Genomic DNA, 25,991 nt, shown 5'->3' on the forward strand with positions numbered 1-25,991 from the left:
CAACGCATGGCGGGGCGCAGCCCCGCTTCTTTCAACCCGAATAGTTGCTATTGACAACCAGAATAGTGGGCTTCAACATGCGAGCGGAAAGTTGCTATTCACATCCAAATGCCCGAGACGTCCCCATCGCACGCCCTCTCCGAATCCAGCCCGGGCAGCCTGCTGCGCGAGGTTGCGCGCCTCTACACCCGAGCACAGCGCGTGGTGGCCGATTGCTGCCGCACGACCAGCACGCAGTGCCATCTGCTGACCGAGCTGGGGCGGTCCGGGCCCCTGCCCTTGTCCGAGCTGGGCACACGGGTGAGCCTGGAGAAGAGCTGGGTGTCACGCGCGGTGGAGGCCATGGCAGCCCGTGGCTTGGTGACCAAGGAGCCGAACCCGCTAGACGCAAGGAGCTGGCTCGTCACGCTCACCGCCGACGGCGTGCGCACCGTCAACGAACTGAACGACACCCTCGACACCCATGCCGAACAACTGCTGCGACGCCTGGGCGAGCGCAACCGCGCTGCCGTCGAGAAATCACTGCTGCTGCTGCTCCAGGCCTTGCGCGAAGACCAGGCCGCCAATTGCTGCCTCCCGCCGCCTGAAGCCAAAGACGTCAAGGACAAACCGTCATGTTGCTGAACCAAGTTTCCCTGCGCCAGGCGGGCGCCGCCGACTGGCCCGCCGTGGAGGCCCTGTTACTGACCAACAAGCTTCCAACGGAGGGTGCGCAAGCCCACCTCTCCACCTACGTGCTTGCCGTCTCGAACGGTGAGGTCGTCGGCTGCGCCGGCGCCGAGGTCTATGGCTCCTTGGCGCTGCTGCGCTCGGTGGCCGTGGCGCCCGGCCTGCACAAGCAAGGCATCGGCCGCCTGCTCTTGCAAACCATGCTGCAACAGGCGCGGGCGCGCGATATCGCTTCGCTCCATCTGCTGACCGTCACCGCACCGGAATACTTCGCCTTGTACGGTTTCAAGCGCGGCAAGCTGGAAGGCGCTCCCGCTGCCTTGAAGGCCTCGGCGGAGTTCCAGGGCGCCTGCCCAGCCTGTGCCGCCTTCATGAGCCTGACCCTGCGCGAGGCACCCGAGGTGGAGGCTGACCTGCCCATCGCGGTGCTTGGTGCAGGTCCAGTAGGCCTCGCTGCCGTGGCCCAGCTGATCGAAAGAGGTCTGCCCTTCGTCGCGCTAGAGGCCGGGAGCCGCGTCGGTGCCAACCTCCTGGACTACGGTCATGTCCGCTTGTTCTCGCCCTGGAGATACAACGTTGATGCTGCCGTGGCGCGGCTGCTGAAACCCACCAGCTGGACGGCGCCGCCAGAGGCCGAACTGCCCCATGCCGCGGACATCGTCAATCGAGTCATGCAACCGTTCGCCGCGCTGCCGGAGGTCGCCCGGGCGTTGAAGCTCGGAGCGCGCGTGCTTGCCATCAGCCGCGAGGGCTACGACAAGGTGAAGACCACCGGCCGCGACCAGGCCGCCTTCGTGGTTCGCTTTGTCCAGGACGGGCGCGAGCAGGAATTGCGTGCTCGCGCCGTGATCGACGCAACGGGCACCTGGGGCACCCCCAATCCCATCGGCGCCAACGGGCTCCCTGCGATTGGCGAGGCCGCGGTGGCCGCGCAAGTCTTCTACGGCATTCCAGACATCGCCGGCTCGCAGCGCGCACGCTATGCCGGCAAGCGGACCCTGGTGGTGGGTGCCGGCCATTCGGCGGCCAACGCACTGCTGTACCTGGCAGACCTTGCCAAGCAATCGCCCGGCACCCGCTTGGCCTGGGCGGTTCGCTCGCCCGATCTGCAGCGGGCTTTCGGTGGCGGCAGTGCCGATGCGTTGCCGGCCCGAGGCGAACTGGGCAGTTCGCTGCGGCGTTTGCGTGACAGCGGCGAGATGGAGTTCTTCAGCGGCGTGCGCATCACCGAGATTCGGCAGGAGCCTTCGGGGCAACTCTCGGTACATGGCATCGATGCACGGCGCCAGCCAGTCGAAGTAGCGGGCATCGACGAAATCATCTGTGCGACCGGCCAGCGCCCGGACCTGAGCCTGAGCAACGAGTTGCGCCTGAAGCTGGACCCCTGGCTGGAATCCACCGAGCCACTAGGCCCCTTGATCGACCCGAACCTGCACAGCTGCGGGACGGTGCGGCCCCACGGTCATCGCGAGCTGGCACATCCCGAGCCGGGCTTTTACACGATCGGCGTGAAGAGCTATGGCCGAGCACCGACCTTCCTGATGGCCACCGGCTTCGAGCAGGCGCGATCCGTTGTGGCGGCTTTGGCGGGCGACCTTGAGGCAGCCGACAGGGTTGAGCTGGACCTGCCAGAGACAGGGGTCTGCTCCATCGGCCCGACGGATTCCGACGCGGGCAGCGAGGCCTGCTGCGGCGCGCCCGCGGCCGAATCATTGGCCGCCAAGCCTGTGGCGCCCGTTGTTGCAAGCCAGCCGGCTGCATCGTCGTGCTGCGGCCCAAAGCCCGCGCCGGCGACTGCTGCAGCCGCCTCGACATGCTGCGGATGAGCAGGCGAACAGGGCGGACGGCGACCGTCATTGCGCTGGGCTCTGCCCAGACACTGGCGTGGGCCTCGTCCTACTACCTCCCGGCGATGCTGGCACAGCCCATGGCCCGCTCGCTGGGGCTGAGTGCGCCGGACATCTTTGCGACCTTCTCTGTTGCGCTGATCGTCTCAGCCTTGATCGGCCCTCGGGCCGGGCGCCTCATCGACCAGCACGGGGGCCGGCCGGTGCTGGCAGGCACCAGTCTGCTCTTCGCTGCAGGCCTGGCCTTGATGGCCGGCAGCACGAGCTTCACCGGTGTTCTGCTGGCCTGGGTCGTGATGGGCATCGCAATGGGCAGCGGCTTGTACGAAGCCGCCTTCGCCACCATCGTCAGGCTGCACCGGCTGGAGTCTCGCCACATGATTACCGGCATCACCCTGATTGCCGGATTCGCCAGCACCGTGGGGTGGCCGCTGAGCGCCTGGGTCAGTGCGCAGTGGGGATGGCGTGAAGCCTGCTGGACTTGGGCCGCGTTGCATGTGATGGTCGGTCTGCCCTTGAATCTGAGCCTGCCGCGCGCCGAGACAGGGCAGGAATTGATTGCGGCGACGGCCGATGTGAAAGATGAGCCAGCGATCGCTGAACCGGGACTCGCGCCGGTGCTGGCCTTGTCGTTCGTGTTTGCCACCACCTGGTTCACCAGCACGGCCATGGCCGCGCATTTCCCGCGCCTGTTGCAAGGGTTTGGCATTGGCGTGGCAGGCGCCGTCGGCATCGCTGCACTGATCGGTCCATCGCAGGTCGCCGCACGCCTGTTCGAGTTCGGCTTCCTGCGCCGAGTGCACCCACTGCTGTCGGCTCGACTGGCAACGCTGACACATCCGCTGGGCGCGCTTGGCCTGCTGATCATCGGGGCACCCGCGGGCATTGCCTTCGGTGTGCTGCATGGCGCAGGCAATGGCGTGCTGACCATCGCAAAGGGAACCTTGCCACTGGTGCTCTTTGGTGCCCAAGGCTATGGCCATCGCCAAGGCATGCTCATGCTGCCTGCGCGCATTGCTCAGGCCTTTGCGCCTTGGTTGTTCGGCATCGCCTTGGATCGATGGCAGGGGCAAGCGCTGTGGCTCACCACGGCTTTGGGGCTGCTCGCATTCGGCACGCTCATGGCCCTGGGACAGCTTCAAAAGAAGCCGCTGCAGCAACAACAAGCTGCCTTGAACCAAACATCACCGACGCTCCCGCCACCACAGCGCCAACGCTCCAAGACCAAACAGTAGCCCGAGCAGCCATGCGGGCACTGAAGCAGCAGCTGACTGCGACACCGCACGCGCCAGATCCGCTGCCTGCACCACGGCCGCCTCGCGCTTGATCGCCTGCTGCCATTGCGGCCAAGCGTCCTTGCCGAAGACATACATCCGCGCCGCCGCGAGTTTGCCCTCCTCTGGCGCGATCACCAGCCATCCCGCTGAACGCGGCCAAAGCGCAGCACAGGCATCGTCAGCGCGATCCGCACGCCGCTGCAGCTGGAGCCGCACTCGGTCTGCGGGGGCCTCCGCTGCCAGTTCGCCAGCGCCACCACGCAGGCAGACCACCGTGCGCTCGCCGGCCCGAGGCATCGCATCCGGGAACACCCACTGCGCCTCGCGCTGCTGACGCAGGCCCGCCTGATCGAGCACGCTTTGCCACCAGCTGCCGAGCAGCTGCGGCGAACTGATTGCATGGCGGTGCCAATCGGTGAGGCCCAGCCAGACGATGCGGCCGTGCTGCCAGCGGCGCTGCCAGAGCCAGGGCCTGTCGGTCGCGTTGGCACGCCAGGCGCCGCGTTCGCTGATCGAGGGCCGGAGCGCAGCGAACGACAACTCCAAGCCAGGCAGGGGCTGCAAGGTCGCGGGCTCCTGCGGCGCCAGCGGCAGTTGCAGCTCGCGACTCCACACGCCGGCATCGCGCGCATTGCCGGCCAGCACGACCAGCGGCACGCCCTGCCTCACTTGCGCCAGCAAGGCCTGGCGCGCGCTGGCAGCGAGGCTCTCAAAATGGGCCGCATCGATGAGGATCAGCTCGGGCGTGGCCATGGCGCTGCGCGGCGTTTCGGCACGGGTGACGGTCTTGCCGAGCGTGAGCTGCCAATCGAGGTTGGCGCCGCTGGCCAGCAGCAGTTGGTTGAGCGCCTGCGCGTCGAAGGACGGTGCACCGAAGCGGCCCCAGACCTGCAGCGGCGCGCTTTCCTGCACGTCCAACGGCACGGGGCCTTGTTCCAGCGGCTTGCCGGCGGCATCGAGCACGCGGGCTTGCAAGATCATGGCTTCAGCCACCGGCGGCAGCCAACTCACCGAGGCCTCGGCGCCGCTGGCGCTGGTCTGCGCAAGCAGGCTGCCGTTTTCATCGAGCAGCTGCAGGCGCCAGCTCGCGAGCGGCTGGCTGCGCTTGAGCGTCAAGCTGAATGTGCGACCGAGGGCCAGCTGGCGCGGGAAGTCGAGCTGGATGCCGGGCTCGCTTGAAGGCGCTGGCGCGGAGGCCTGCGCGCGTTCGCCTGGCATGGTGGGCTCGGCGATCAGCAAGGCGAGGCCCGCTGCCGCGAGCAGGACCAGGGCTGCGTTGATCCATTGACGCGCGCGCAGGTAGAGCATCGCACTCACCGCGCCAATCAGGCCGACGGCGCCGGCAATGAGCACCGCCCCGCTCATGGCTCGCTCCGTTGCTGCCAGGCCCTGCTGAAGGGCGTGGCCGTGGTCGGCTCGGCCTGCAGGCGAACGCCAGCTTCGGAAACGCTGCCGCGCAGCCAGGCGCGCAGTGCGGGCCGGCAATTGGCGCAGCCATCCATCACGTCCTGCAGCGCGCGCTGGGCGGCGAGGCGGTCTTCGTCGGCGCGGATGCGCTCGCGTATCCAATCCTGCGCGGTGCGGCTCCAGAGCGCGGGCAGCGCCGCTTGCTCGCTGGCCAGCGCGGCCATCAGTTCGCGCAGGTTCGCGGGCACGGTCTCAGGCATGGCGCCCTGCTCGCGGCGGTAGGGTGCGGTGCCCACGGCATCGCCACTCATGCGCTTTTCTTCCTTGATCGGCGGTGGCGCGAAGGCGGTGCGGTGCAGGTAGATGCGGTCGGCCTGCTGCAGCTGCTTGATCGCCTCCAGCGCCTTGTATTCATGCGGCAAGGCCGGCTGCGGCGCTATCGCGCGCAGCTGCTTCTCGGCATCCCACATGGCCGAGAGCGCGCGACGCAGCATCTTTTTGGTCGCCTCGTCGAACAGCGTGGCGTTCTCGGCCTGGTCGTGCGCATGGCCGAAGCGGTGGAGGATGTCCTGCTTGTCTTCGCTCCCATGCTCGCCCCCATGCTCATCGCCATGTTCGTCCCCAAAAAGGCTGGACTCCTCACCAAGGAACTGGCCGTAGCGCAGCCGCAGGCGGGACTGGTCGGCCGCAATCGCCTCGCTGCGCGCGCGCAGTTGCCCCGGCGGGAAGCGCGGGTTGGCCTTCATCTCGCTGAGCAGTTGCTCGGTGTCTATGATGATCTGGCGCTGGCTGCGCAGGTTCTCGGGCTTGACCAGCATGGGCAGGGCCGAGCTCTCGGTCTCGGCCGCTTGCAGGCCGGGCAGGCGCAGCGTGTAGGTGGGCGAGCTGACGATGTGGGGGCGCGGCGCGGCGTTGTCGGCCGCGCGCACGAAGAAGTAGAGCTCGTCGCCCGGCTCCATGCCCAGCTCGGAGAGCAGCCAGGTCTTGTCCCAGCGGCGCTGGCGCGGGTCGCTGCTCACCGGCAGGGGCAGCTCGCGGTCGCTGAAGCGAATGTTCTCGCCACTGCCGCGCGCCAGCGTCAGGTGCAGGCTGGCCCGCTCGATCTTGTAGTCATCGCTGACGGTCACGGCGATGCGGGCCGAGCGCGCGTCGCGGGCCAGCACCTGGATCAGTTCATCGGGCGATTCGATGGCGATGCGCGGCGCTCCGTCGGGCGTGACCAGCACCGTGTAGCGCTGCCCTTGCCAGCGCCAGAACATCGCCTCGTTGGCCTGCCAGCTCGCGCAGCGCGGTGCGAACGGTAGGCGGCTGCCGTCACTCAGCTCGATGGCAGCAGCATTGGCCGGCTCGGTCTTCAGGCACCAGCGGATCTCGCTGTGCTCGGGCACCTGCAAGGCCTTGGGCGCGGTCTCGTAGGCGGCGAAGCCGGTGTAGGCCGGTGGCGTGACCTGCAGCAGCAGCTCATTGGCAGCCGCCGCCGATGCTGGCAACGCCTGCGGTGCAAGACCGGACGACTGCCCCGGCCACAGCCACAGCATCGCCGCTGCCGCAAAGCTCAGCGCCAACCAGCGCCTGTCGAAGCGGGCCTGCACGCTGGCGATGCGGCGCAGCGCCTCGGCGTCGACCGCCTGTGCGAGCCGGCCCAGAAGACGCTGCTGCTGCAGACGGGCCAGCGGCCCTGCAGTGTCGGTGCCCTGCTGCAGCAAGGCGCTGCTGTCTTCCAGCGCCGGCACGGCGGCATCCAGCCAGCGCGGCCATTGGCGCTCCGCCCGTTGGCGCAGACGCCAGAAATCAAAGCCCAGCACCAGCAGCGCGACGAGCAGGCCTGGCCAGGAGCGCAAGAGCAGCCAGGGCAGCACGAGCGCCAGCCAGCAGGGCCAACGGCGCGCCATCAGCGCGCGCAAGAGGCGTGGCTGCAAGGCCGAGTAGGCGTCAGCGGCGGCGCGCATGCGCGAGCCCCCTTTCCAGCGCGAACAGCAAGGCCAGCAGCGGCGCGAGCCAGGCGTGCAGCGCGTCAATCGGCAGCAGGGCCGGCGTGGCGCCTGCGGCGGCCTGCAGTGTCATCGACGGTGCGGCATGGGGCTCGGGCGCTTGCGCCATCGCCTGCCAACGTTGGTAGAGCGCCCGCGCGCCATCAATGTCCTGCAGGGCTGCGGAATCCACCGCAAGCACGGTGCTGCGCGCGCCCGCCTTCTTGTTCAAGCTGCTGCGCTCGGTTGCCCACCACAGCGGAGACCGCCAGCGCGCATCGGGCGGCTCGGGCTTGTCCCAGACGATCAGCTCGGTCTTGTCGCTCGGCGTCTCGTCGAACAGGTAGCGGTCACGCCACTGGCCTGCGCTCTCGAAGGCCTTGAACAAGGCGCGCCATTCGTCGGCACGGTCGCTCGCGAGGACAATGCGGCGCTCCCGCTTCTCGCTGGGCACTGGCAGTGGCTGCACACGCAGCGCCAGCTTGTGGGCCAGCGTGGGCGCCTCGGCGGCCATGGGCACGGCATCGCCACGCGCCAGCAGCAGCCATCGGGCCCCGGCCTGCCATTCGCGCTCGTGCGCGGCCAGCCAGGCGAGCGCATCGCCCTCGGGCAGCTCGAGGCGCCGCACGTCCTGCATGCCGGACTCCTTGATCTGCGCCTCGACCCAAGCCGGATCGGCGCCACGCGTCACCAGGACGGTGTCGCCCCGCCAGGCCAAGGCCACATCGGCCAGCCAGGCGATCACGCCCAGCAGCAGCAGACAGCGCAGCAGGAGCAGCAGGCGTTCGACCCAGACCCACACGCGCTGCTGCTGCGGCGGCGCCTTGGGCAGGAAACGCGCGGTGGCGAGCAGCTCGGCGCGCAGGCGCTGGTGCTTCTCGCGGTGCCACCAGATTGGGAGCAGCAGCACGGGCAAGGCCCACCACCAGGCAGCGAATGCATTCGTCATGCCCGCCCCGCCAATTGCAGCCAGCGACGCAGCACCGTGCCGACAGCCTGCTCGATCGATGCCGTGAGCAGCGGCATGTCGTGCTGCCGGCATTGGGTCTTCACCGCATCGAAGTGAGCGCTGCGCGCGCTGCGGTAGGCCGCCTTGGCCTCGGCATCGAAGCGATGCAATCCTTCCACCCGCTCAGGGTCGCGGTAGGCGCCGCCGCTGGCGAAGCTGGCGTCTTCCTCGGCCTGCGTGGAGAGGCTCAGCAAGCGCACGTCATGCGAGAGATGGCGCAAGCGCAAGAGCGCCTCGGACAGCGGCGACGGCCAGTCCAGGAAATCGCTGACTGCGAAGATCAAACTCGGCGAGCGTGCGAAATGCAGGTGGGCGCGCAGCATCGGCTCATCTGGCAAACCACCGCCCGCCTCCACCCGACTCAGTTGCGCCAGCACCTTGTGCAGCTGGCGCGGCCCGCGCGAGGCCGGCGTGAAGGCCACGCGGTCCTGGCCCGCAATGATCAGGCCGAAGGCATCGCCCTGGCGCTGAGCCACGGCCGCAATGCAGCCGAGCACGGTGCGCGCGAACCAGAGCTTGGTCAGGCCCTCGATGCTGCGGCTGGGCTCGGCCATCGAGGCGCTGGCATCCAGCAAGAGCCAGATCGCCACATGGCTGTCGCGCTCGGCTTCGCGCACGTAGTAGCGATCCACGCGGGCCAGGAGCTTCCAGTCCACGCGCCGCCATTCATCGCCCGGCACATAGGCGCGGTACTCGGAGAACTCAACGCCCGCGCCCCGCTCGCGACCCGCATGCAGGCCATGGCCCAGGCCCGCCAGCACATGGCGGATGACCAGGTCCAGGTCGGCCGTCTGGGCCAGCAGCGAGGCCGTCGCCAGCATGGTGATCAGTCGACCTTAATCTCGTTGCGCAGCGCCGCCAGGATATCGGCTATCGCCACGCCATCGGCCTCGGCTTCGAAGTTGCGCAGCACGCGGTGGGCGAGCACCGGCAAGAGCATGGCGGCGATGTCGTCTCGCGTGACGGCCAGGCGGCCGTGCATCAGTGCGCGCGCCTTGGACGCCAGTACCAGGGCCTGGCCGGCGCGCGGGCCGGCGCCCCAGCCCACATGCTTCTTGACGCTGGCAACCGTGCTCTCCTGCGGCCGCGTGGCGCGCACGAGGCGGGTGGCGTAGCGCAGCAGGTGATCGCCGATCTCGACGTCGCGCACCAGCTGCTGCAGGCGCATCAGGGTGGCCACGTCCATCGCCGGCACGGCGTCCGCCAGGCCCGCATGCGTGGTGCGCGAGACCATCTGCATTTCCTCGTCTTCGCTCGGATAACCCACGTCGATGCGCAAGAGGAAACGGTCCAATTGCGCCTCGGGCAACGGATAGGTGCCGGCCTGCTCGATCGGGTTCTGCGTGGCCAGCACGAAGAAGGGTTGCGGCAGCCGGTGCGTCTGGCCGGCGAAGGTGACCGAGCGCTCCTGCATCGCTTCGAGCAGCGCGGACTGCGTCTTGGGCGGCGCGCGGTTGATCTCGTCGGCCAGCAGCACCTGCGTGAACACCGGGCCGCGCTGGAACTTGAAGACACGCTGGTGCGTGGCCTGGTCTTCTTCCAGGATCTCGGTCCCGACGATATCGGATGGCATCAGGTCGGGCGTGAACTGCACGCGGCGGAACTGCATGTCGGTGGCCTGCGCCAGCGACTTCACCAGCAGCGTCTTGCCGAGACCAGGCACGCCTTCCACCAGCGCATGGCCCCCGGCGATCAGGCAGATCACCAGCGACTCGATCACCTCGGCCTGGCCGATGATGACGCGCGACATGCTGGCGGTGAGTTCACCCACTTTGGCGGTCAGCGAAGCAACTTCGGCTTCACTCCAGTCTTGGGCGTTCAGTTCAGACAAGTTCAGGCTCCCAATGCGTATTGAACGATGTTGACGGCAAAGCGTGTGTTGTCGATGGCCAGCCAGCGCTTGTTGCGGAAGTCGTAGTCCCACTCGCAGCCGTAGTCCTTGTTGCTGTAGAGCAGCCGGATGCGGCCGTTGAACTCGACGGCCTTCAGGTAGTCGTGCACCAGGTCGTCGCCCCAGCCATTCAGCTCCACGCCGGTGTTGGGCGGGCCGTCGAACTTGAAGAAGCTCGAGTAGATCGGGTGCTTGTTGCTGATCTTGCGCAGTGCGTTGCCGCCGAACATGCGCGCCACCTCGGCTTCGAAGGACTTGGCGAACAGGCCGTCGATGTCGTGGTTGCAGTCGTCCACGAAGAGGAACCCGCCACCCCTCACATAGCGCTCGAAGTTCTTGCGCTCGGCCGGTGTGAACTGCACCAGCTTGTGCCCGGCCAGGTAGCAGAACGGGGCTTCCAGCATCTTGGGGTCCGACAGCGCCACCACCCGCTCCACCGGATCAACCCGCAGCGTCGTGTACTCGACCAGCGAGTTCAGCACATTGCTAGGCATGCGGATGTCGACATCCCAGTCGCCGGATTCATAGATCAGGCGCGTGAAGTAGAAGTCGAAACCCGCCGCCATGCCTCAGCTCAGACCGCGTCGGACAGCGAGGTGAAATTGAAATCCCGCACCTTCATCGCCGGCACGACCGCACGGCGGCCGCCCCCTCCCATCACCTGTGTCCGTCCCAGCTCCTCGATGTTGTTGAGCATCGTGACCGGGCTCTCGTTGAAGCGGAAATTCTTGATCGGGTACATCAGCTTGCCGTTCTCGATATAGAAGGTGCCGTCGCGCGTGAGGCCGGTCACCAGCACCGACTGCGGATCGACCGAACGGATGTACCAGGTGCGCGTGACCAGCACGCCCTTCTTGGTCGAGGCGATCAGCTCGGCAAGCGACTTGCTGCCGCCGGCCATGATCACATTGCCATTGCGGCCGGGCGCCTTGATGCCCTTCTTGTTGGCCCAGAACGGCGAGTACTCGAGCGACTCGATCTTGCCGTCCTTGATGATGCTCTGGCGCTCGCGGGCCTGCATCGAGCCGCTGTCCCACGGGCGCACCGGGGCGTCCTTGTCCCAGGGGTCGGCCCAGACGTTGACCTGCTCATCGAAGAGCTTTTCGCCCAGGCGCGTGCCGCCGCCCTTCTTCGCGAGGAAGCTGCGGCCTTCGTCGGCCTGACGCGCATCGAAAGCACCGAACATGAAACTCAGGATGTCGCTGGAAGCCGCTGGCTCCAGGATCACCGTGTAGCGGCCCGGCTCCAGGGCCTTGGCATCGACCGAGCGCAAGGCCTTCTCGATGGCCACGTTCGAAGCTTCGCGCGGGTCGAACAGGCTCACATCGTTGGCGCTGCGCACCACCCAGCCGGAGCCGCGGCCGTCTTCGGTGCGGGTCGTCACCGTGAAGTCCACATTGGTGGATTCCTGGTAGCCGAAGACACCGTTGGAATTGGCAATCGCCTCGAAGCCCGAGCTGTCGATGAAGAAGCCCGCCGCCTGCAACTTGCTCTTGCGGCTTTCCTCGATGCTGTGGGCGGCCACCTGCGCACGGAACTCGGGGTCGATGGCCGCCGTGGTCTTGGCGAAGGTGTTCGAGGCCTTGAACTGCTGCTTGCCCGCAGCCGGCGTGAACTCGGGGTTCTCGGGCGCCAGGCGGGCCACGTCTTCGGCGCGGCGCACCAGCTTCTCCAGCGACTTGTCGTCGAACTCGTTCAAGGAAGCCGTGCCCTGACGCTTGCCGAAGGCCACGCTGACATTGATCTGCATGTCTTCGTTCAGGCCGGCGGTCGAGACGCTGTTCTGCGCATAGCGGATATTGCCGGTGCGGCTGCCCTGGATCGACACGCGGCATTCGTCCGCCTTGGACAGCGCCAGCACCTTGTCGCAGATGTGCTTGGCCTGTTCCTGCGTGATCTTTGCTTTCATGGTCTCTTATCCAATCTTGCGAGCGGTGTTGATGACGTTGATGCCGTTGAATCGGGTGGTGCTGGAGCCGTGTGACACGGCGCTGACCTGGCTGGGCTGGCCCTTGCCGTCAAAGAAGGAGCCGCCCATGCGCCAGTCGCGTTCATCGCAGATGGCGCTGCAGGCGTTCCAGAATTCCTGCGTGTTGGCCTGGTAGGCCACGTCCTCGACGGGGCCCGTGATCTTGCCGTTCCTGATCTCGTAGAACAGCTGGCCGCCGAACTGGAAGTTGTAGCGCTGCTGGTCGATGGAGTAGGAGCCACGGCCGAGGATGTAGATGCCCTTCTTGACGTCCTTGACCATCTCGTCGGGCGTGAGCCTTTCCTTGCCGGCGGCGAGCGAGAACATTGGGCATGCGCTGGAACTGCACGCTGTTCCAGCTGTCGGCATAGGAGCAGCCATGCGAGGCGCTCTCGCCGATGATGTGGGCCTGGTCGCGCGTGGCCTGGTAGTTCACCAGCACGCCGTTCTTGATGATGTCCCAACGCTTGCAGGCCACGCCCTCGTCGTCATAGCCCACAGCCCCCAGCGAGCCGGGCGTGGTCTTGTCGGCGAAGAAGTTGACGCGCTCGGCGCCGAACCTGAACTGCTTGCTCTGCCACTTGTCCAGCGTGGCGAAACTGGTGCCGGCGTAGTTGGCTTCGTAGCCGAGCACGCGGTCCAGCTCGGTCGGGTGGCCCACCGATTCATGGATGGTCAGGAACAGGTGGTCGGGGCTCAGCACCAGGTCGTACTTGCCCGGCTCGATGGACTTGGCGGTCAGCTTCTCCCTGGCCTGGCGGCCACAGTGGCGTGCCTCTTCCAGCAGGTCGATGCTGTTGCGGTAAAGCGTGGTCACGCCACCAGCGGCCTGTATCTTGTCTTCCGGCCTGGCATCGAAATACTCGAAGCCCATGCCCACAGGCGATGCCAGGCTCTCGCGCGTGCGGAACTTGCCGGTGGCCTTGTCCACGGCCGTGGCCGTCATCGGCGACCAGAGGCGGTGGACGTCCTGGTCGATGTAGGAGCCATCGGTCGAGGCAAAGTACTTCTGCTGGTTGACCTGAAACAGCGAGGACTGCATGAAGCTGGCACCTGCCTCCAGGCCCGCCTTGTTGGCCGCGATCAGCATGTCGGCCTTGTCCTTGATCGGCACGTGGCGCCAGTCCTTCAAGACCGGCGTGGCCCAGGCCACTTCGCCCACGCCTTTCACCGGCGCAAGCTGCAGGGGTTGGCTCTGCAGCCTGGCATTGGCCTTGGCAATCGCCACGGCTTGCCGAGCCGCACCCGCCACCGCATCGGGCGAAAGATCGTTCGTCGATGCGAAGCCATAGGCACCACCCGCGATCACGCGCACGCCCACGCCGATGGACTCGGTGTTGACGATGTTCTCGACCCGCACATCACGCGTGGTGATGAACTGGTTCAGGTAGCGGCCGATGCGGACATCGCAGTAGCTCGCGCCGGCCCTTGTTGCCGCATCGAGCGCCACGTCGGCCAGCTGCTTCTTGACGAAAACCGGCGCCGCCGGCTTCATCAGCTCTTCGGCCGCCACCGCTCGGCCCATCACCGGCACCAGGAGCGAACCGGCTGCAACGCCGGACAGATTCAGGAAACGACGCCTCTCCATACAACTCTTAGGGATGGGCTCAGACGGCATCGGAAAGCGACGTGAAGTTGAAGTCCCGCACCTTCATCGGCGGAATCATCATCTGGTACGGCACCTCGTCGCCACCGATGATCACCGGCTTGCCGATCTCTTCGATGTTGTTGAGCATGGTCACCGGGCTCTCGTTGAAGCGGAAGTTCTTGATCGGATGCAGGATCTTGCCGTTCTCGATGTAGAAGGTGCCGTCGCGCGTGAGACCGGTCAGCAGCACGGTCTGCGGGTCCACCAGGCGGATGTACCAGGTGCGGGTCACCAGCACGCCCTTCTTGGTGCTCGCGATCAGCTCGGCGGTGCTCTTGTTCGTGCCCGCCATGATCATGTTGCCGTGACCGGCCGTGGGCTTGACGCCCTGCTTCTTGGCCCAGAACAGCGAATAGTCCAGCGCATTGACGCGGCCGTTCCTGATCACATCGGTGCGCTCGCGGGCCAGCATCGAGCCGCCGTCCCAGGGCAGCACGCCCACGTCCTTGTCCCAGGGGTCGGCCCAGACGTTCACCTGTTCGTCGAACAGCTTGTCGCCCTTGCGGTTGCCGCCGCCCTTCTTCGAGAGGAAGCTGCGGCCTTCGTCGGCCTGGCGCGCATCGAAGCCACCCAGCATGAAGCCGATCAGCTCGGACGTGGCAGCCGGCTCCAGGATCACGGTGTAGCGGCCCGGCTCCAATGCCTTGGCTTCGACCGAACGGATGGCCTTCTCGATGGCCACATCCGCCGCTTCACGCGCGTCGAAGCGCGCTGCATCACCGGCAGTGCGCTTGACCCAGCCGGAGCCCCGGCCGTCTTCGGTGCGCACGGTGCAGGTGAAGTCCAGGCCGGTGCTCTGCTGATAGCCGAACACGCCGTTGGAGTTGGCCACGGTCGAGAAGGCGGTCTGGTCGGTGAAGAAGCCGGCCGTGGTCAGGCCCTTCTTGCGGCAGGCTTCAATTGTGTAGGCCGCGGCTTGAGCGCGGTAGTCGGCATCGATGTCGGCCGTCTTCTGGCTGAAGGTGGGGGTGGTCTTGTAGCTCTGCTTGCCCACCGCCGGCATGAACTCGGGGTTCTCCGGCGCCAGACGCGCCAGGTCTTCAGCGCGGCGCACCACCTTCTCGAGCGACTTGTCGTCGAACTCATTGATCGTGGCCACGCCCTGCTTCTTGCCGTAGGCGACGGACACCGCCAGTTGCGTGTCTTCCACGAGGCCTGCCGTCGAAACACTGTTGCGGGCGAAACGGATGTTGCCGGTGCGACTGCCACCCAGGTTGACCGTGCATTCATCGGCCTTGGACAGGGCCAGGATCTTGTCGCACAGGCGCTTGGCTTCTTCGGAGCTCAGGAGTTTCATCAGATGCTCCTGCCTCAGCCGATCTTGCGAGCGGTGTTGATCACGTTCACGCCGTTGAAGCGCGTGGTCGAGGAGCCGTGCGACACCGCGCTGGACTGCGAAGGCTGGCCCTTGCCGTCGAAGAAGGAGCCGCCCATGCGCCAGTCGCGCTCATCGCAGATCGCGGCGCAGGCATTCCAGAACTCCGTGGTGTTGGACTGGTAGGCCACGTCTTCCAACGGCGCGCCGATCTTGCCGTCCTTGATCTCGTAGAACAGCTGGCCGCCGAACTGGAAGTTGTAGCGCTGCTGGTCGATGGAGAAGGAGCCGGCACCGACGATGTAGATGCCCTTCTTGACGTCCTTGACCAGCTGGTCCGGGCTCAAAGGCGCCTTGCCGGCGGCCAGCGAGATATTGGGCATGCGCTGGAACTGCACGCTGCTCCAGCTGTCGGCATACGAGCAGCCATGCGAGGCGTTCTCGCCCAGCATATGGACCTGGTCGCGGGTGGCCTGGTAATTGACGAGGATGCCGTCCTTGACGATGTCCCAGCGGCGGCCGGCCACGCCTTCGTCGTCGTAGCCGACGGCACCCAGCGAGCCGGGCACGACCTTGTCGGCAATGATGTTCACGCGCTCGTGGCCGTACTTGAACTTCTTGCTCTTCCACTTGTCCATCGTGGCAAAGCTCGTGCCGGCGAAGTTGGCCTCATAGCCGAGCACGCGGTCGAGTTCGGTCGGGTGGCCGACCGACTCATGGATCGTCAGCCACATGTGTTCGGGGCTCAGCACGAGGTCGTACTTGCCTGGCTCCACCGACTTGGCGGTGAGCTTCTCCTTGGCCTGGCGGCCGCAGGCGCGCGAGTCCTCGATCAGGTCGTAGGAATTCTTGTAGAGCGTGGCCACGCCACCGGCGGCCTGCACCTTGTCTTCGGCCTTGCCGTCCAGATATTCATAGCCCATGCCCACGGGCGACGAGAGGCCCTGGCGCGAGCGGAACTTGCCGGTCGACTTGTCCACGGCCGTGGCGAACACCGGCATCCACAAACGGTGCACGTCCTGGTCGATGTAGGAGCCGTCGGTCGAGGCGAAGTACTTCTGCTGGTTGACCTGGAACATCACCGACTGCATGAAGCTGGCACCTGCATCCATGCCGGCCTTGTTCGCAGCGATCAGCAGCTCGGCCTTGTCCTTGATCGGCACGGCGCGCCAGTCTTTCTTGATCGGCGTGGCCCAGGAGACTTCACCCACGCCCTTCACCGGCGCCAGTCGCACCGGCTCGGACTGCAGCTTGGCATTGGCCTTGGCGATGGCCACGGCCTGGCGGGCGGCGTTGGCCACCGAGTCGGGCGACATGTCGTTGGTGGCCGCGAAGCCATAGGCGCCACCGGCGATGACGCGCACACCCACGCCGGCCGATTCGGTGTTCACCACGTTCTCGACGTTCAGCTCGCGCGTGGTGATGAACTGGTTCAGGTAGCGGCCGATGCGCACATCGCAGTAGCTCGCGCCGGCACTGGTGGCGGCATTGAGCGCCACATCCGCCAGCGTCTTCTTGAACTTCACCGCCAGCGGGCTCATCAGCTCTTCGGCGGCCACCGCACGCCCGAACACGGGCAAGAGCAAGGAACCGACGGCGAGGCCGCTGACATTGAGGAAAGAACGGCGTTCCATGGAAGATTCTCCTGAAGCGGTAGCCAAAGCGGCCAAACGGGGCACGGATATTTCTTGAATGCGGGACCCGCACGAACGGCGGCAACCATAGCAGCGAAAATGCCGCTTCAGCGCCGCAGACGCAATGACAGGCGCACGGATGATGTCGAGGCTCGCCCGCGCCTTGCAGTGCCGGATTGCACCGAGGGAGAGGTCCGATTGCAGGCCGAGCCGGGATAGGCTAGTGCTGCTGGCTCACACCGCTTGCGGATGCCGCTCGCGCCAGGCCCGCATCTGCTGCCGGTACTCGTCCATCGCCAGGTCGTGCAGATCGAAGATGCAGGGGTCGCAGCCGTTGCCGCAGCAGGCATCGAGGTCCGGCTGGAAGGGAGGCTGGGGCATGGGATCGGCGTCCGGGATGGCTTCGGCGGTCATTGGCGAAGATTGTCCGGCAAGGGCTGAAGATCAGGGCTTGGGCTTGGCTTGTTGCTCTTGCACCTGTTGCTTCCAGCGCTGCTGCGCCGCATCGGCGTACGCCGCACAGGTCAAGGGCCTGGGATGCGGCTGGGCGGCGTCGGCATAGTTCCAGCCGCTCTGATCCGGGTGCGGCGTCAGCAGCAAGTCGCAAGGCAGCTTGCGGACCAGCTCTGCGCTGCGCAGATAGGTCTCCAGCAGCTTGGGATAGGCCGGGTTGCCCACCAGCTGGTAGCCGGGCGCGCTGAGGCTGTCGGCGTACACGGTTCGCACGGCAGCGCCCTTGCGGGTGTCGGTCCAGGACCAGCTCATGCTGCCCGGCGTATGGCCCGGGGTGAACGAGACCGTGAGGGTCATGCCGCCCAGCTTGATCGCCTCGCCGTCCTGCAGCAGCCGGTCGGCCTGCACCGGCGGAAAGAGGATGTCGTCGCCGAAATGGATGTCGTTGCTGCCGCCGCGCGCCAGCAGCACCGCCGATTCGGCATTGCTGATCAGCTGTGCACCCGTGGCACGTTTGACCGCGGCCAATGGGCCGGCATGGTCGGCATGAGCGTGCGAATGCAGGATGTAGCGCAGATCGCCCGGCGCCACACCCAGCTTCTTCATGTTGGCCAGCAGCAGGCCCGCCACCTGCGGCATGCCGCCGTCGATCAGCAGCGCGCCCTGCTCGGTCTTCACCAGCAGCGCGGTGATGTTGGCCGTGCCGATCTGCCAGACGTGGTCGCTGATCTGCACGGGCTCGATGGGCGTCAGCCAGCTCGGCTGGACCTTGTAGGCCTGCAACTGCGGCAGCGGCTCATGGGCCTGGGCACCAAGACTGTTGGCAAGAAGCAGCGTGAGAGTGAGCGGGGCAGTGAGGCGCATGAGGAGGCTCTTGAAACGGATGCCGGCAATTTACCCCGCGAAACAGGGGGCACGGCTTGTCACTGCCGGTCTGTTCACATACTATGTATATACATTATGCACAGTGGACTTCTCATTTCCCAGGCCGATGCGCGGCCGATGTACCTGCAGATCATGGAGCAGATCCGGCTGCGCATTGCCGCAGGCGACTGGCCGGCCGGCAAGGAACTGCCCTCGATCAGGGCGCTGGCGGCCGACCTGCAGGTCAGCGTCATCACGGTCAAGCGCGCCTATCTGGACCTGGAATCAGAAGGTGTGATCGTCACGCGGCATGGCAAAGGCTCCTTCGTGGCAGATGCGCAAGACCTGGCCATCGGCATGCACCACGCCGAACTCGACACCCATCTCCGCGCCGCCGCCGGCATCGCCCGCAGCCTCGCCATGAAGCACAACGAATTGATAGACCGACTGCGCCAAGCGATGCGCGACGAGGGGGAAGCCCAATGAGCAATGCCAAGGCAATAGAGATGAGCGGCGTGCGCAAGAGCTTCCGCTTCTTCACGCTGGACGATGTCTCGCTGGAGCTGGAGCACGGCCAGATCATGGGCCTCGTCGGCCCCAATGGCGCCGGCAAGAGCACGACCATCCGGCTGCTGATGGGCTTGCTCGCGCCCGAGGCCGGCGAGATACGCCTGATGGGCCATGCCATGCCCGACAGCCAAGCCGCCGCCAAGCGCGACGTGGCCTTCGTCAGTGACGACATGCGCCTGTTCCCGCATGCCACGCTGGCCTGGCACATGGAGTTCATCGCCTCCATCTACCCGGGCTGGGACCCGCTCTATGCCGCTACGCTTCTCAAGCGCTTCAACCTGCATGCCGCGCAGACGATGAAGAGCCTCTCCAGCGGCGAGCAGGTCAAGGCCTTGCTGCTGCTGGCGCTGGCCCGCCGCCCTCGCCTGCTGGTGCTGGACGAGCCCACCTCGGGCCTCGATCCGGTGGCCCGCCATGAGCTGCTGACCGAGCTCATGGACGTGCTGCGCGACGACAGCCGCTCCATCCTCTTCTCCTCGCACAACACGATGGACGTGGAGCGCATCTCGGACCGCATCTGCTTCATCGACCGCGGCCGCGTGGTCGCCGCCAGCGACAAGGAAGACTTCCTGGAGCGCTGGCGCCGCATCCAGTTGCGCCTGCCTGCAGGCGCAGCCCTGCCGGCCTTTGCCGAGATCGTGCGCAGCGAGCGCGATGGCGGTTTCGCCACACTCACCACCAACCGCTATTCCGACGAGCTGCTGGCCCGCTTCGCCAGCAGCGTTCAGACCGTGCAGCGCATGAGCCTGGAAGAGATCTTCGTCGCCACCGTCATGCACAACCGGGAAGCGCGGGAGGCGCTGGGCCAATGAACACCGTCATGCGCAAGCTCGTGCTCAAGGAGCTCTATCTCTACCGCTGGCTGCTGATCGGCGTCGTCGCCGCGGGCCTCGTGGGCCTGGTGGTTGCTGCAGGCGGCGAGGTGGCGTTCAACGTCGGCTTTCTGCTGTGGATGACGGCCGTGATCGCCCTGGGCGCGATGCTGGCGCTGTTCGGCGTCTCGCAGGAACGCAAGGACCGCGCGCTGCTGTTCGTGATGAGCCTGCCGCTCTCACCGCGCGACTATGTGCGCGCCAAGCTGCTGGGCCTGCTGCTGTGCTTCTTCATTCCCTGGGCCTTGCTGACGGCCGGTGCGGCGGGGCTGATCCTCTGGATGCCCGGCATTCCGGATGGCCTCCTGATCTACGCCCTGCTGCTGTGCTTCTACCTGCTCCTGAACTATGTGCTGGTGCTCGCCAGCGCCCTGCACATCAGCTCGGACGCGGGCATGGGCGGCGTGATCATCCTGACCAATATGTCGGTCACGCTCTTCATGATGGGCGTGGGCCGCCTGCCCGAGATCGCATCCAACATGCTCGCGGCCGCGCCGGTCTGGAGCACAAGCTTCTGGCAGGTGCTGGGCGCTGAAGTCGGCCTCACGCTGCTGGTGCTGTGCCTGCCCCTGTTTTTCGCCGCGCGCCGGCGTGACATTTCCTGAGGTCCGGCGATGAGTCATCCGCAAGCATCCACTTCCGAGCGGCTCCACGCACTCGACGCCCTGCGCGGCTTCGCGCTGCTGCTGGGCGTGGCCTTCCACGCCACGCTGTCCTTCCTGCCCGACATGCCCAAGGGGCTCTGGGCGATGAACGACAACTCGCCGAGCGCCTTCCTGGCCGACGCCGGCTTCGTGGCGCACAGCTTCCGCATGCTGCTGTTCTTCTTCATCGCCGGCTACTTCGCGCGGTTGCTGCATCAGCGAGCCGGCACGGCCGGCTTCTGGGCCAACCGCGGCAAGCGCATTGCGGTGCCGATGATCGTTGGCTGGCTGCTGCTCTTCCCGGCCATCATCTTCGTCTGGTACCTGGGCCTGCAGAAGATGTTCAACGGCGCACCGCCGGCACCACCGGAGATGGGCAAGGAGTTCGGTGCGCTGCCGCTGTTCCATCTGTGGTTCCTCTACCAGCTGCTGTGGCTCTATGCCGGGGCGCTCTTGATACGCGGCCTCGTTGCGAAGCTGGATCCGCGTGAGACCCTGCGCGCCCTGGCGGACAAGGCCGTCGTCACCTCGCTGCGCTGGCCGCTGGGCGCCTTGCTGCTCGGCCTGCCGCTGGTGGCCAGCCTTTTGTCCCTGCCCGCCTGGTTGCCCTGGCTTGGCATACCGACGCCAGACCGGACACTGGTCCCACAACTGCCGGCCACGGTCGGCTTCGGCACCGCCTTTGCATTTGGCTGGCTGGTGCATCGGTCCGCCGGCGCACTGCAGGCGCTCACGGCGCGCTGGCTGCCCCATCTGCTGCTGGCGATCACGGCATCGGCGGTCTGCCTGTACCTGATGAAGACGCAGCCGCCGATGGCGATGCCCAAGGACGCCAAGGCCATCTTTGCGCTGGCCTACGGCGTGTCCGCCTGGGCGTGGACCTTCGCCCTCACCGGCCTCGCGCTGCGTTTCCTCTCGGGGCACAGCCCCGCGCGCCGCTATGTCGCCGACGCGTCGTACTGGATCTATCTGGCGCACCTGCCCGTGGTGGTGGCGCTGCAGGTCTGGGTCGGCGACTGGCCCCTGCACTGGAGCCTGAAGTTCCCCTTCGTCGTGCTCGCCAGTCTCGTTCCGCTGTTCCTGAGCTACCACTACCTGGTCCGTTCCACGCTGATCGGCAAGGTGCTGAACGGCAAGGCCTATCCACGCCATGCGGTGACCGCGACGGCAGTGCCCGTGGAGCCTGCCGGCGATGTGGTCGCCTCCTTGCGCGCCGTGTCCAAGCGCTATGGCGCCCTCGAAGCGCTGAGCAGCGTGGACCTGGAACTCAAGCGCGGCGAGCTGCTGGCGCTGCTGGGCCCCAATGGCGCCGGCAAGTCCACCGCGATCTCGCTGTGGCTGGGGCTGAATGATGCGGATACCGGCGTGGTGCGGCTGCTCGGCGGCTCGCCGCAGGACATCGAACAACGCCGGGGCCTGGGCGTGATGATGCAGGACGTGGAGCTGCCCAAGGACCTGAAGGTTCGGGAGCTTGTCGGGCTGTCCGCCAGCTATTACGAGCATCCGCTGAGTGTGGATGAAGCGCTGGCTCGCGTCGGCATCACGGCCTTGGCCAAACGCCCCTACGGCAAGCTCTCGGGCGGCCAGAAGCGGCAGGTGCAGTTCGCCATCGCGATCTGCGGCCGACCCAAGGTGCTGTTCCTTGACGAGCCCACGGTCGGGCTCGACATCCAGGCGCGCGAAGCCTTGTGGCACAACATCCGCGCCCTGCTGCGCGAAGGCTGCTCCATCCTGCTCACCACCCACTACCTCGAAGAAGCAGAAGCGCTGGCAAGCCGCGTCGCGGTGCTGGGCAAGGGCCGCGTCATCGCCTCGGGCAGCGTGGAAGACATGCGCTCGCTGGTCTCGCGACGCCACATCTCCTGCCAGACCTCGTTGGGCGCCGGAGAAGTTCAGACCTGGCCGGGCGTTGTCGAAGCCAGGGAGGACAAGGACAGGCTCGTCATCGTGGCGACCGACGCCGAGTCCGTCGTGCGCCGCCTGCTCGCCGCCGACGCCATGCTCACCCGCCTCGAAGTGAAGCAGGCCGGGCTCAACGATGCATTCAACGCCCTGACCCAGGAGGCCGCATGAACACGACCAGCCAGGCCCTGCCGATGCCGGCCAATCGCAGGGCGACCGCCTATGCCTTCGAGATCCGCCTGGAGCTGATCCGATTGCTGCGCTCACCCGCGTTCGCGCTGCCTGTGCTCCTGCTGCCGGTCGCCTTCTACCTGCTCTTCGCTTTTGCGGTCGCCGGCGAGATGGTGGCCAAGGACCCGGACGCCGGCCGCTACATGTTTGCCGGCTTCTCGCTGATGGCGGTGACGATGGCCGCGCTCTTCGCCACCTGCCCACTGCTGGCGCAGGAGCGCGAGCAAGGCCTGCTGACGCTCAAGCGCGCTCAGCCGGCGCCGCCCGGCGCCTGGCTGGCGGGCAAGCTGGTGGCCGGCGTCATGTGCGGCGTGCTGGCCTATCTGCCGATCCTGATCGTTGCGGCATCAACAGGCCAGGCTCATTTGAGCGGTTCGCAGCTGACGGCAATGAGCGCCGTGCTGGTTGCCGGCACCATCCCCTTCTGTGCGCTCGGCGTGATGCTGGGCTCGCTGGTCAGCGGCACGGCCGCGCCGGCCTATGCCAACCTGGTCTACCTGCCAGGGCTCTATCTGTCGGGCGTGTTCTTCCCGCTGCCCAAGTCCATGCACTTCCAGGTGCCGGTCTGGCCGCAGTTCCACCTCGACCAGCTCGTCTTCGCAGCGGGCGGGGTGGACAAGTTCCGCTTCATCCCGCCCGAGATCGCCGCCGCCGTGCTGCTGGGTTTCACGGTGCTGTGCAGCGGCGTGGCGATCTACAGGCTCAAGCGCAAGGGCTGACGAACCCGGGCTGTCAGTCGCCGGCAGCGCTGCTCGCCAGCGCCGGCGTCGTGATCTCGCCCGGCACCCGCTGGCGCGCGAACAGGGTGTACATGGTCGGCACGACGAAGATGGTGAGCAGCGTGCCCACGCTCATGCCGCCCACGATGACCCAGCCGATCTGCTGCCGGCTTTCGGCGCCTGCACCGCTGGCAAGTGCCAGGGGCAAGGCGCCAAGGACCATGGCGCCGGTGGTCATGAGGATGGGGCGCAGCCGCAGCGTGGCGGCCTCGACCACCGCCTCGGTCACCGTGCGGCCCTGCTGGCGAAGCTGGTTGCTGAACTCGACGATCAAGATGCCGTGCTTGGTGATCAGGCCTACCAGCGTGATCAGGCCGATCTGCGAATAGACGTTCAGCGTGCCCCCTGCCCACTGCAAGGCCGCCAGCGCGCCCACCATCGACAGCGGCACCGACAGCATGATCACGAAGGGGTCGATGAAGCTCTCGAACTGCGCCGACAGCACCAGGAAGATGAACAGCAAAGCCAGCACGAACACCAGGCCCAGCGCGCCGCTGGCCGCACGGAACTCGCGGCTGACGCCATTGAGCTCGGTCGAGTAGCCCACCGGCAGGACCTTGCGCGCCGTGGCGTCCAGGTAGGCCAGGGCCTCGCCGGTGGAATAGCCCGGCGCCAGATTGGCCGTGACCGACACCGAGCGGCGCTGGTTGAAGTGGTTCAGCTCGCGCGGACTCACCGCCTCGCGCACCTTCACGAGGCTGGACAGCGGCACCATGGTGTCGTTGCGACCACGCACGAACAGGCGCTCGATCTGCTCCGGCGTCACGCGGCCGCCGGCCTCGGTCTGCACCATCACGTCGTACTGCTCGGCGTCGCGCTTGTAGCGCGTGACCACGCGACTGCCGAGCATGGTTTCCACCGTGCGCGCCACCGCATCCACCGAGACGCCGAGGTCGGCCGCACGCTCGCGGTCCACGTCCATGAAGATCTCGGGCTTGTTCAGGCGCAGGTCATTGTCTGGCTGCACGAAGCCGGGGTTCTTGGCCAGCTCGGCCATGAAGGCCTGCGTCACCTTGGCGAGGTTCTCGTAGCTGTCACCGGTCACCAGCACATAGTTGATCGGCCGCTCGCGGAAGCCCTGGCCCAGGCTGGAGGGCGTGATCGGGAAGGCCTGCACACCGGGCAGCGCCGCCATCTGAGGCAGGAGCGCGCGGGCCAGCTCGGGCGTCGAGCGCTTGCGCTCAGACCAGTCGACCGTGCGCATGATGGCCGTGCCCTGGGCCACATTGCCACCGCCCATGAAGAAGAATCGGCGGTCGAACTCGGGGTAGCTTGCGGTGATCTTCTCGATGGCATCGAGATAGCGCGCCGTGAACTCCAGCGTGGCGCCGTCGGGCGCATTGACCGGCATGATGATGACGCCACGGTCCTCCAGCGGCGCCAGCTCCGACTTGGCCTGGCTGAACAACCACCAGCTGCCGCCGCCGCAGGCCAGCATCACCAGCACCACGATCCAGCGTTGCGCCAGCACGGCGCGCAGGGCCAGCGAATAGCGCCGGCTCAACCAGTTCAGGAAAGCATCGACGCCGCGGTCAAAGCGGTTCGGGCTCGGGTTGTGGCGCAGGAGCTTGCTGCACATCATCGGCGTGAGCGTCAGTGCGACAAAGCCCGACACCACCACGGCGCCGGCCAGCGTCAGGGCGAACTCGACGAAGAGGCGTCCGGTACGGCCCGGCGTGAACGCCAGCGGCGCGAACACTGCCGCGAGCGTGAGCGTCATCGCCAGCACGGCGAATGCGATTTCCTGCGCGCCCTTCAGCGCCGCCTGGAAGGGCTGCATCCCCTCCTCGATGTGGCGATAGATGTTCTCGAGCACGACGATGGCATCGTCCACCACCAGGCCGATGGCCAGCACCAGGGCCAGCAGGGTCAGGGTATTGATGGTGAAGCCGGCGGCTGCCATCAGGGCGAAGCTGCCGATCAGGCTGATCGGGATGGTCACCAGCGGAATGATCGAGGCCCGCAGGGTGCGCAGGAACACGAACACCACCAGGGCCACCAGCACCACGGCTTCGGCAATGGTGGTGTAGACCGCCGTGATCGAGCGGGCGATGAAGATCGAATTGTCATTGGCCAGCCGGACGTTGAGGCCCGGGGGCAGGTCTTGCCGCAGCGCCGGCAACAGGGCGTTGACGCCGCCAGCAACGTCCAGAGGATTGGCAGTGGCCTGGCGGATCACACCCAGCGACACCGAGGGCACGCCATTGAAGCGCACGCGCGAGCGCTCGCTGGCGGCGGCCTCCTCGATGCGGGCCACGTCCTTGAGCTTGACGCTGAAACCGCTGACGGACTTCAGCACTACGTCGCCGAACTGGGCCGGCGTGTTCAGGTCGGTGCGGGAGGTGACGTTGAACTCACGCTGCTGGCTTTCGATACGGCCGGCGGGCACCTCGAGGTTCTGCTTGCGCAGCGCGTCCTCCACTTCCTGCACCGTCAGGCGGTGAGCGGCCAGCCGGTCGGCGTCGAGCCAGATGCGCATGGCGTAGCGGCGGTCGCCGCCGAATTGCACATCGGCCACGCCAGGAATCGTCTGCAGCCGCGGCCGCACCACGCGGTTCACCAGGTCGGTGATCTGCAGCGGGTCCATGGTGTCGCTGGTGAAAGCGATCCAGATCGTTGGCGAGGCATCCGCCTCGACCTTGGAGACCACGGGCTCATCCACCGCCGTGGGCAGGCGGCCGCGCACGCGGGCCACACGGTCGCGCACATCGGCGGCGGCATCGTCGGGGTTCTTCTCGAGCTTGAAGCGCACGCTGATCTGGCTGGACTCGGAGCGCGAGAACGAGGTGACCACGTCCACGCCGTCGATGCCGGAGATCGAGTCTTCCAGCGGCTTGGTGACCTGGCCCTCGATCACCTCGCTGGAGGCGCCGACCAAGCGGGTGCTGACCGTGACCACCGGCTCGTCGATGCGCGGGTACTCGCGCAGTGAGAGCTTGTTGAACGAGACCAGGCCGACCAGCAGCAGCACCAGCGACATCACGGTCGCGAAGACCGGGCGGCGGATCGAGATTTCGGACAGGCGCATGGCGGCTGCTCC

General features: G+C 66.8%; 20 protein-coding genes and 1 pseudogene. 8 read left to right on the plus strand and 13 right to left on the minus strand.

The window, feature by feature from the left end:
• Positions 1–108: 108 nt before the first annotated feature.
• From ABT392_RS12370 to ABT392_RS12380, 3 genes are read left to right on the plus strand one after another with little or no spacing between them, the layout of a single operon-like run.
• Positions 109–624, plus strand: coding sequence for a MarR family winged helix-turn-helix transcriptional regulator (locus ABT392_RS12370; RefSeq protein WP_395385633.1), 516 nt, complete (start codon positions 109–111; stop codon positions 622–624).
• Positions 615–2,495 (plus strand): arsenic resistance N-acetyltransferase ArsN2, encoded by a 1,881-nt coding sequence (gene arsN2 / locus ABT392_RS12375; protein WP_395385632.1) that lies wholly within the window; start codon positions 615–617, stop codon positions 2,493–2,495. The genes ABT392_RS12370 and arsN2 overlap by 10 nt, the downstream gene beginning before the upstream one ends.
• Complete coding sequence (locus tag ABT392_RS12380; protein WP_395385631.1) at positions 2,492–3,751, plus strand: MFS transporter; 1,260 nt, start codon at positions 2,492–2,494, stop codon at positions 3,749–3,751. Before arsN2 ends, ABT392_RS12380 begins: the two co-directional genes overlap by 4 nt.
• Here the strand turns inward: ABT392_RS12380 and ABT392_RS12385 are convergent.
• From ABT392_RS12385 to bla, 12 genes and pseudogenes are all read right to left on the minus strand, one after another.
• Positions 3,701–5,158 carry a hypothetical protein gene (locus ABT392_RS12385; RefSeq protein ID WP_395385630.1) on the minus strand — a complete coding sequence of 486 codons (1,458 nt, stop codon included), beginning with the start codon at positions 5,156–5,158 and terminating at the stop codon, positions 3,701–3,703. The two genes, ABT392_RS12380 and ABT392_RS12385, sit on opposite strands and share 51 nt — an antisense overlap.
• A complete protein-coding gene (locus ABT392_RS12390) occupies positions 5,155–7,149 on the minus strand; it encodes a hypothetical protein (RefSeq protein WP_464970784.1) in 1,995 nt (664 codons plus the stop codon). Before ABT392_RS12390 ends, ABT392_RS12385 begins: the two co-directional genes overlap by 4 nt.
• A complete protein-coding gene (locus tag ABT392_RS12395; protein ID WP_464970785.1) occupies positions 7,133–8,119 on the minus strand; it encodes a hypothetical protein in 987 nt (328 codons plus the stop codon). The genes ABT392_RS12390 and ABT392_RS12395 overlap by 17 nt, the downstream gene beginning before the upstream one ends.
• Complete coding sequence (locus tag ABT392_RS12400; RefSeq protein WP_395385628.1) at positions 8,116–9,000, minus strand: DUF58 domain-containing protein; 885 nt, start codon at positions 8,998–9,000, stop codon at positions 8,116–8,118. The genes ABT392_RS12395 and ABT392_RS12400 overlap by 4 nt, the downstream gene beginning before the upstream one ends.
• A gap of 5 nt (positions 9,001–9,005) precedes the next feature.
• Complete coding sequence (locus ABT392_RS12405) at positions 9,006–10,010, minus strand: AAA family ATPase (protein WP_464970786.1); 1,005 nt, start codon at positions 10,008–10,010, stop codon at positions 9,006–9,008.
• A gap of 2 nt (positions 10,011–10,012) precedes the next feature.
• The gene (locus tag ABT392_RS12410; protein WP_334276155.1) at positions 10,013–10,636 is read right to left on the minus strand and encodes a DUF4159 domain-containing protein; all 624 of its coding nucleotides are present in this window, start codon (positions 10,634–10,636) and stop codon (positions 10,013–10,015) included.
• Positions 10,637–10,644: 8 nt separating this feature from the next.
• Positions 10,645–11,979: a TldD/PmbA family protein gene (locus ABT392_RS12415; RefSeq protein ID WP_395385627.1), complete on the minus strand. Its 1,335-nt coding sequence runs from the start codon at positions 11,977–11,979 to the stop codon at positions 10,645–10,647.
• 6 nt (positions 11,980–11,985) lie between these two features.
• Positions 11,986–13,627, minus strand: a pseudogene (locus ABT392_RS12420) (TldD/PmbA family protein).
• A 19-nt stretch (positions 13,628–13,646) separates the two neighbouring features.
• The gene (locus ABT392_RS12425; RefSeq protein WP_334276158.1) at positions 13,647–14,984 is read right to left on the minus strand and encodes a TldD/PmbA family protein; all 1,338 of its coding nucleotides are present in this window, start codon (positions 14,982–14,984) and stop codon (positions 13,647–13,649) included.
• A 14-nt stretch (positions 14,985–14,998) separates the two neighbouring features.
• Entirely contained in the window at positions 14,999–16,636 is a 1,638-nt protein-coding gene (locus ABT392_RS12430; protein ID WP_334276159.1) for a TldD/PmbA family protein, read from the minus strand.
• Between the two features lie 234 nt (positions 16,637–16,870).
• Positions 16,871–17,050, minus strand: a complete 180-nt coding sequence (locus ABT392_RS12435) for an oxidoreductase-like domain-containing protein (RefSeq protein ID WP_334276160.1) — start codon at positions 17,048–17,050, stop codon at positions 16,871–16,873.
• Between the two features lie 30 nt (positions 17,051–17,080).
• Complete coding sequence (bla, locus tag ABT392_RS12440) at positions 17,081–17,953, minus strand: subclass B3 metallo-beta-lactamase (RefSeq protein WP_334276161.1); 873 nt, start codon at positions 17,951–17,953, stop codon at positions 17,081–17,083.
• A 138-nt stretch (positions 17,954–18,091) separates the two neighbouring features.
• Here bla and ABT392_RS12445 point away from each other — a divergent pair, with 138 nt between their 5' ends.
• From ABT392_RS12445 to ABT392_RS12465, 5 genes are read left to right on the plus strand one after another with little or no spacing between them, the layout of a single operon-like run.
• Positions 18,092–18,439 (plus strand): GntR family transcriptional regulator, encoded by a 348-nt coding sequence (locus tag ABT392_RS12445; RefSeq protein ID WP_334276162.1) that lies wholly within the window; start codon positions 18,092–18,094, stop codon positions 18,437–18,439.
• Positions 18,436–19,335, plus strand: a complete 900-nt coding sequence (locus tag ABT392_RS12450; RefSeq protein ID WP_395385625.1) for an ABC transporter ATP-binding protein — start codon at positions 18,436–18,438, stop codon at positions 19,333–19,335. Before ABT392_RS12445 ends, ABT392_RS12450 begins: the two co-directional genes overlap by 4 nt.
• Positions 19,332–20,000: an ABC-2 transporter permease gene (locus ABT392_RS12455; RefSeq protein ID WP_334276164.1), complete on the plus strand. Its 669-nt coding sequence runs from the start codon at positions 19,332–19,334 to the stop codon at positions 19,998–20,000. The genes ABT392_RS12450 and ABT392_RS12455 overlap by 4 nt, the downstream gene beginning before the upstream one ends.
• A gap of 9 nt (positions 20,001–20,009) precedes the next feature.
• The gene (locus ABT392_RS12460) at positions 20,010–22,112 is read left to right on the plus strand and encodes an ATP-binding cassette domain-containing protein (RefSeq protein WP_395385624.1); all 2,103 of its coding nucleotides are present in this window, start codon (positions 20,010–20,012) and stop codon (positions 22,110–22,112) included.
• The gene (locus tag ABT392_RS12465) at positions 22,109–22,891 is read left to right on the plus strand and encodes an ABC transporter permease (RefSeq protein WP_395385623.1); all 783 of its coding nucleotides are present in this window, start codon (positions 22,109–22,111) and stop codon (positions 22,889–22,891) included. Before ABT392_RS12460 ends, ABT392_RS12465 begins: the two co-directional genes overlap by 4 nt.
• A 13-nt stretch (positions 22,892–22,904) precedes the next feature.
• On the opposite strand, the gene ABT392_RS12470 is transcribed toward ABT392_RS12465, so the two are convergent.
• Positions 22,905–25,979 carry an efflux RND transporter permease subunit gene (locus ABT392_RS12470; protein WP_395385622.1) on the minus strand — a complete coding sequence of 1,025 codons (3,075 nt, stop codon included), beginning with the start codon at positions 25,977–25,979 and terminating at the stop codon, positions 22,905–22,907.
• Positions 25,980–25,991 lie beyond the last annotated feature (12 nt).

This window comes from Paucibacter sp. JuS9, from assembly GCF_044043925.2.
Classification (GTDB): domain Bacteria; phylum Pseudomonadota; class Gammaproteobacteria; order Burkholderiales; family Burkholderiaceae_C; genus JAUASW01.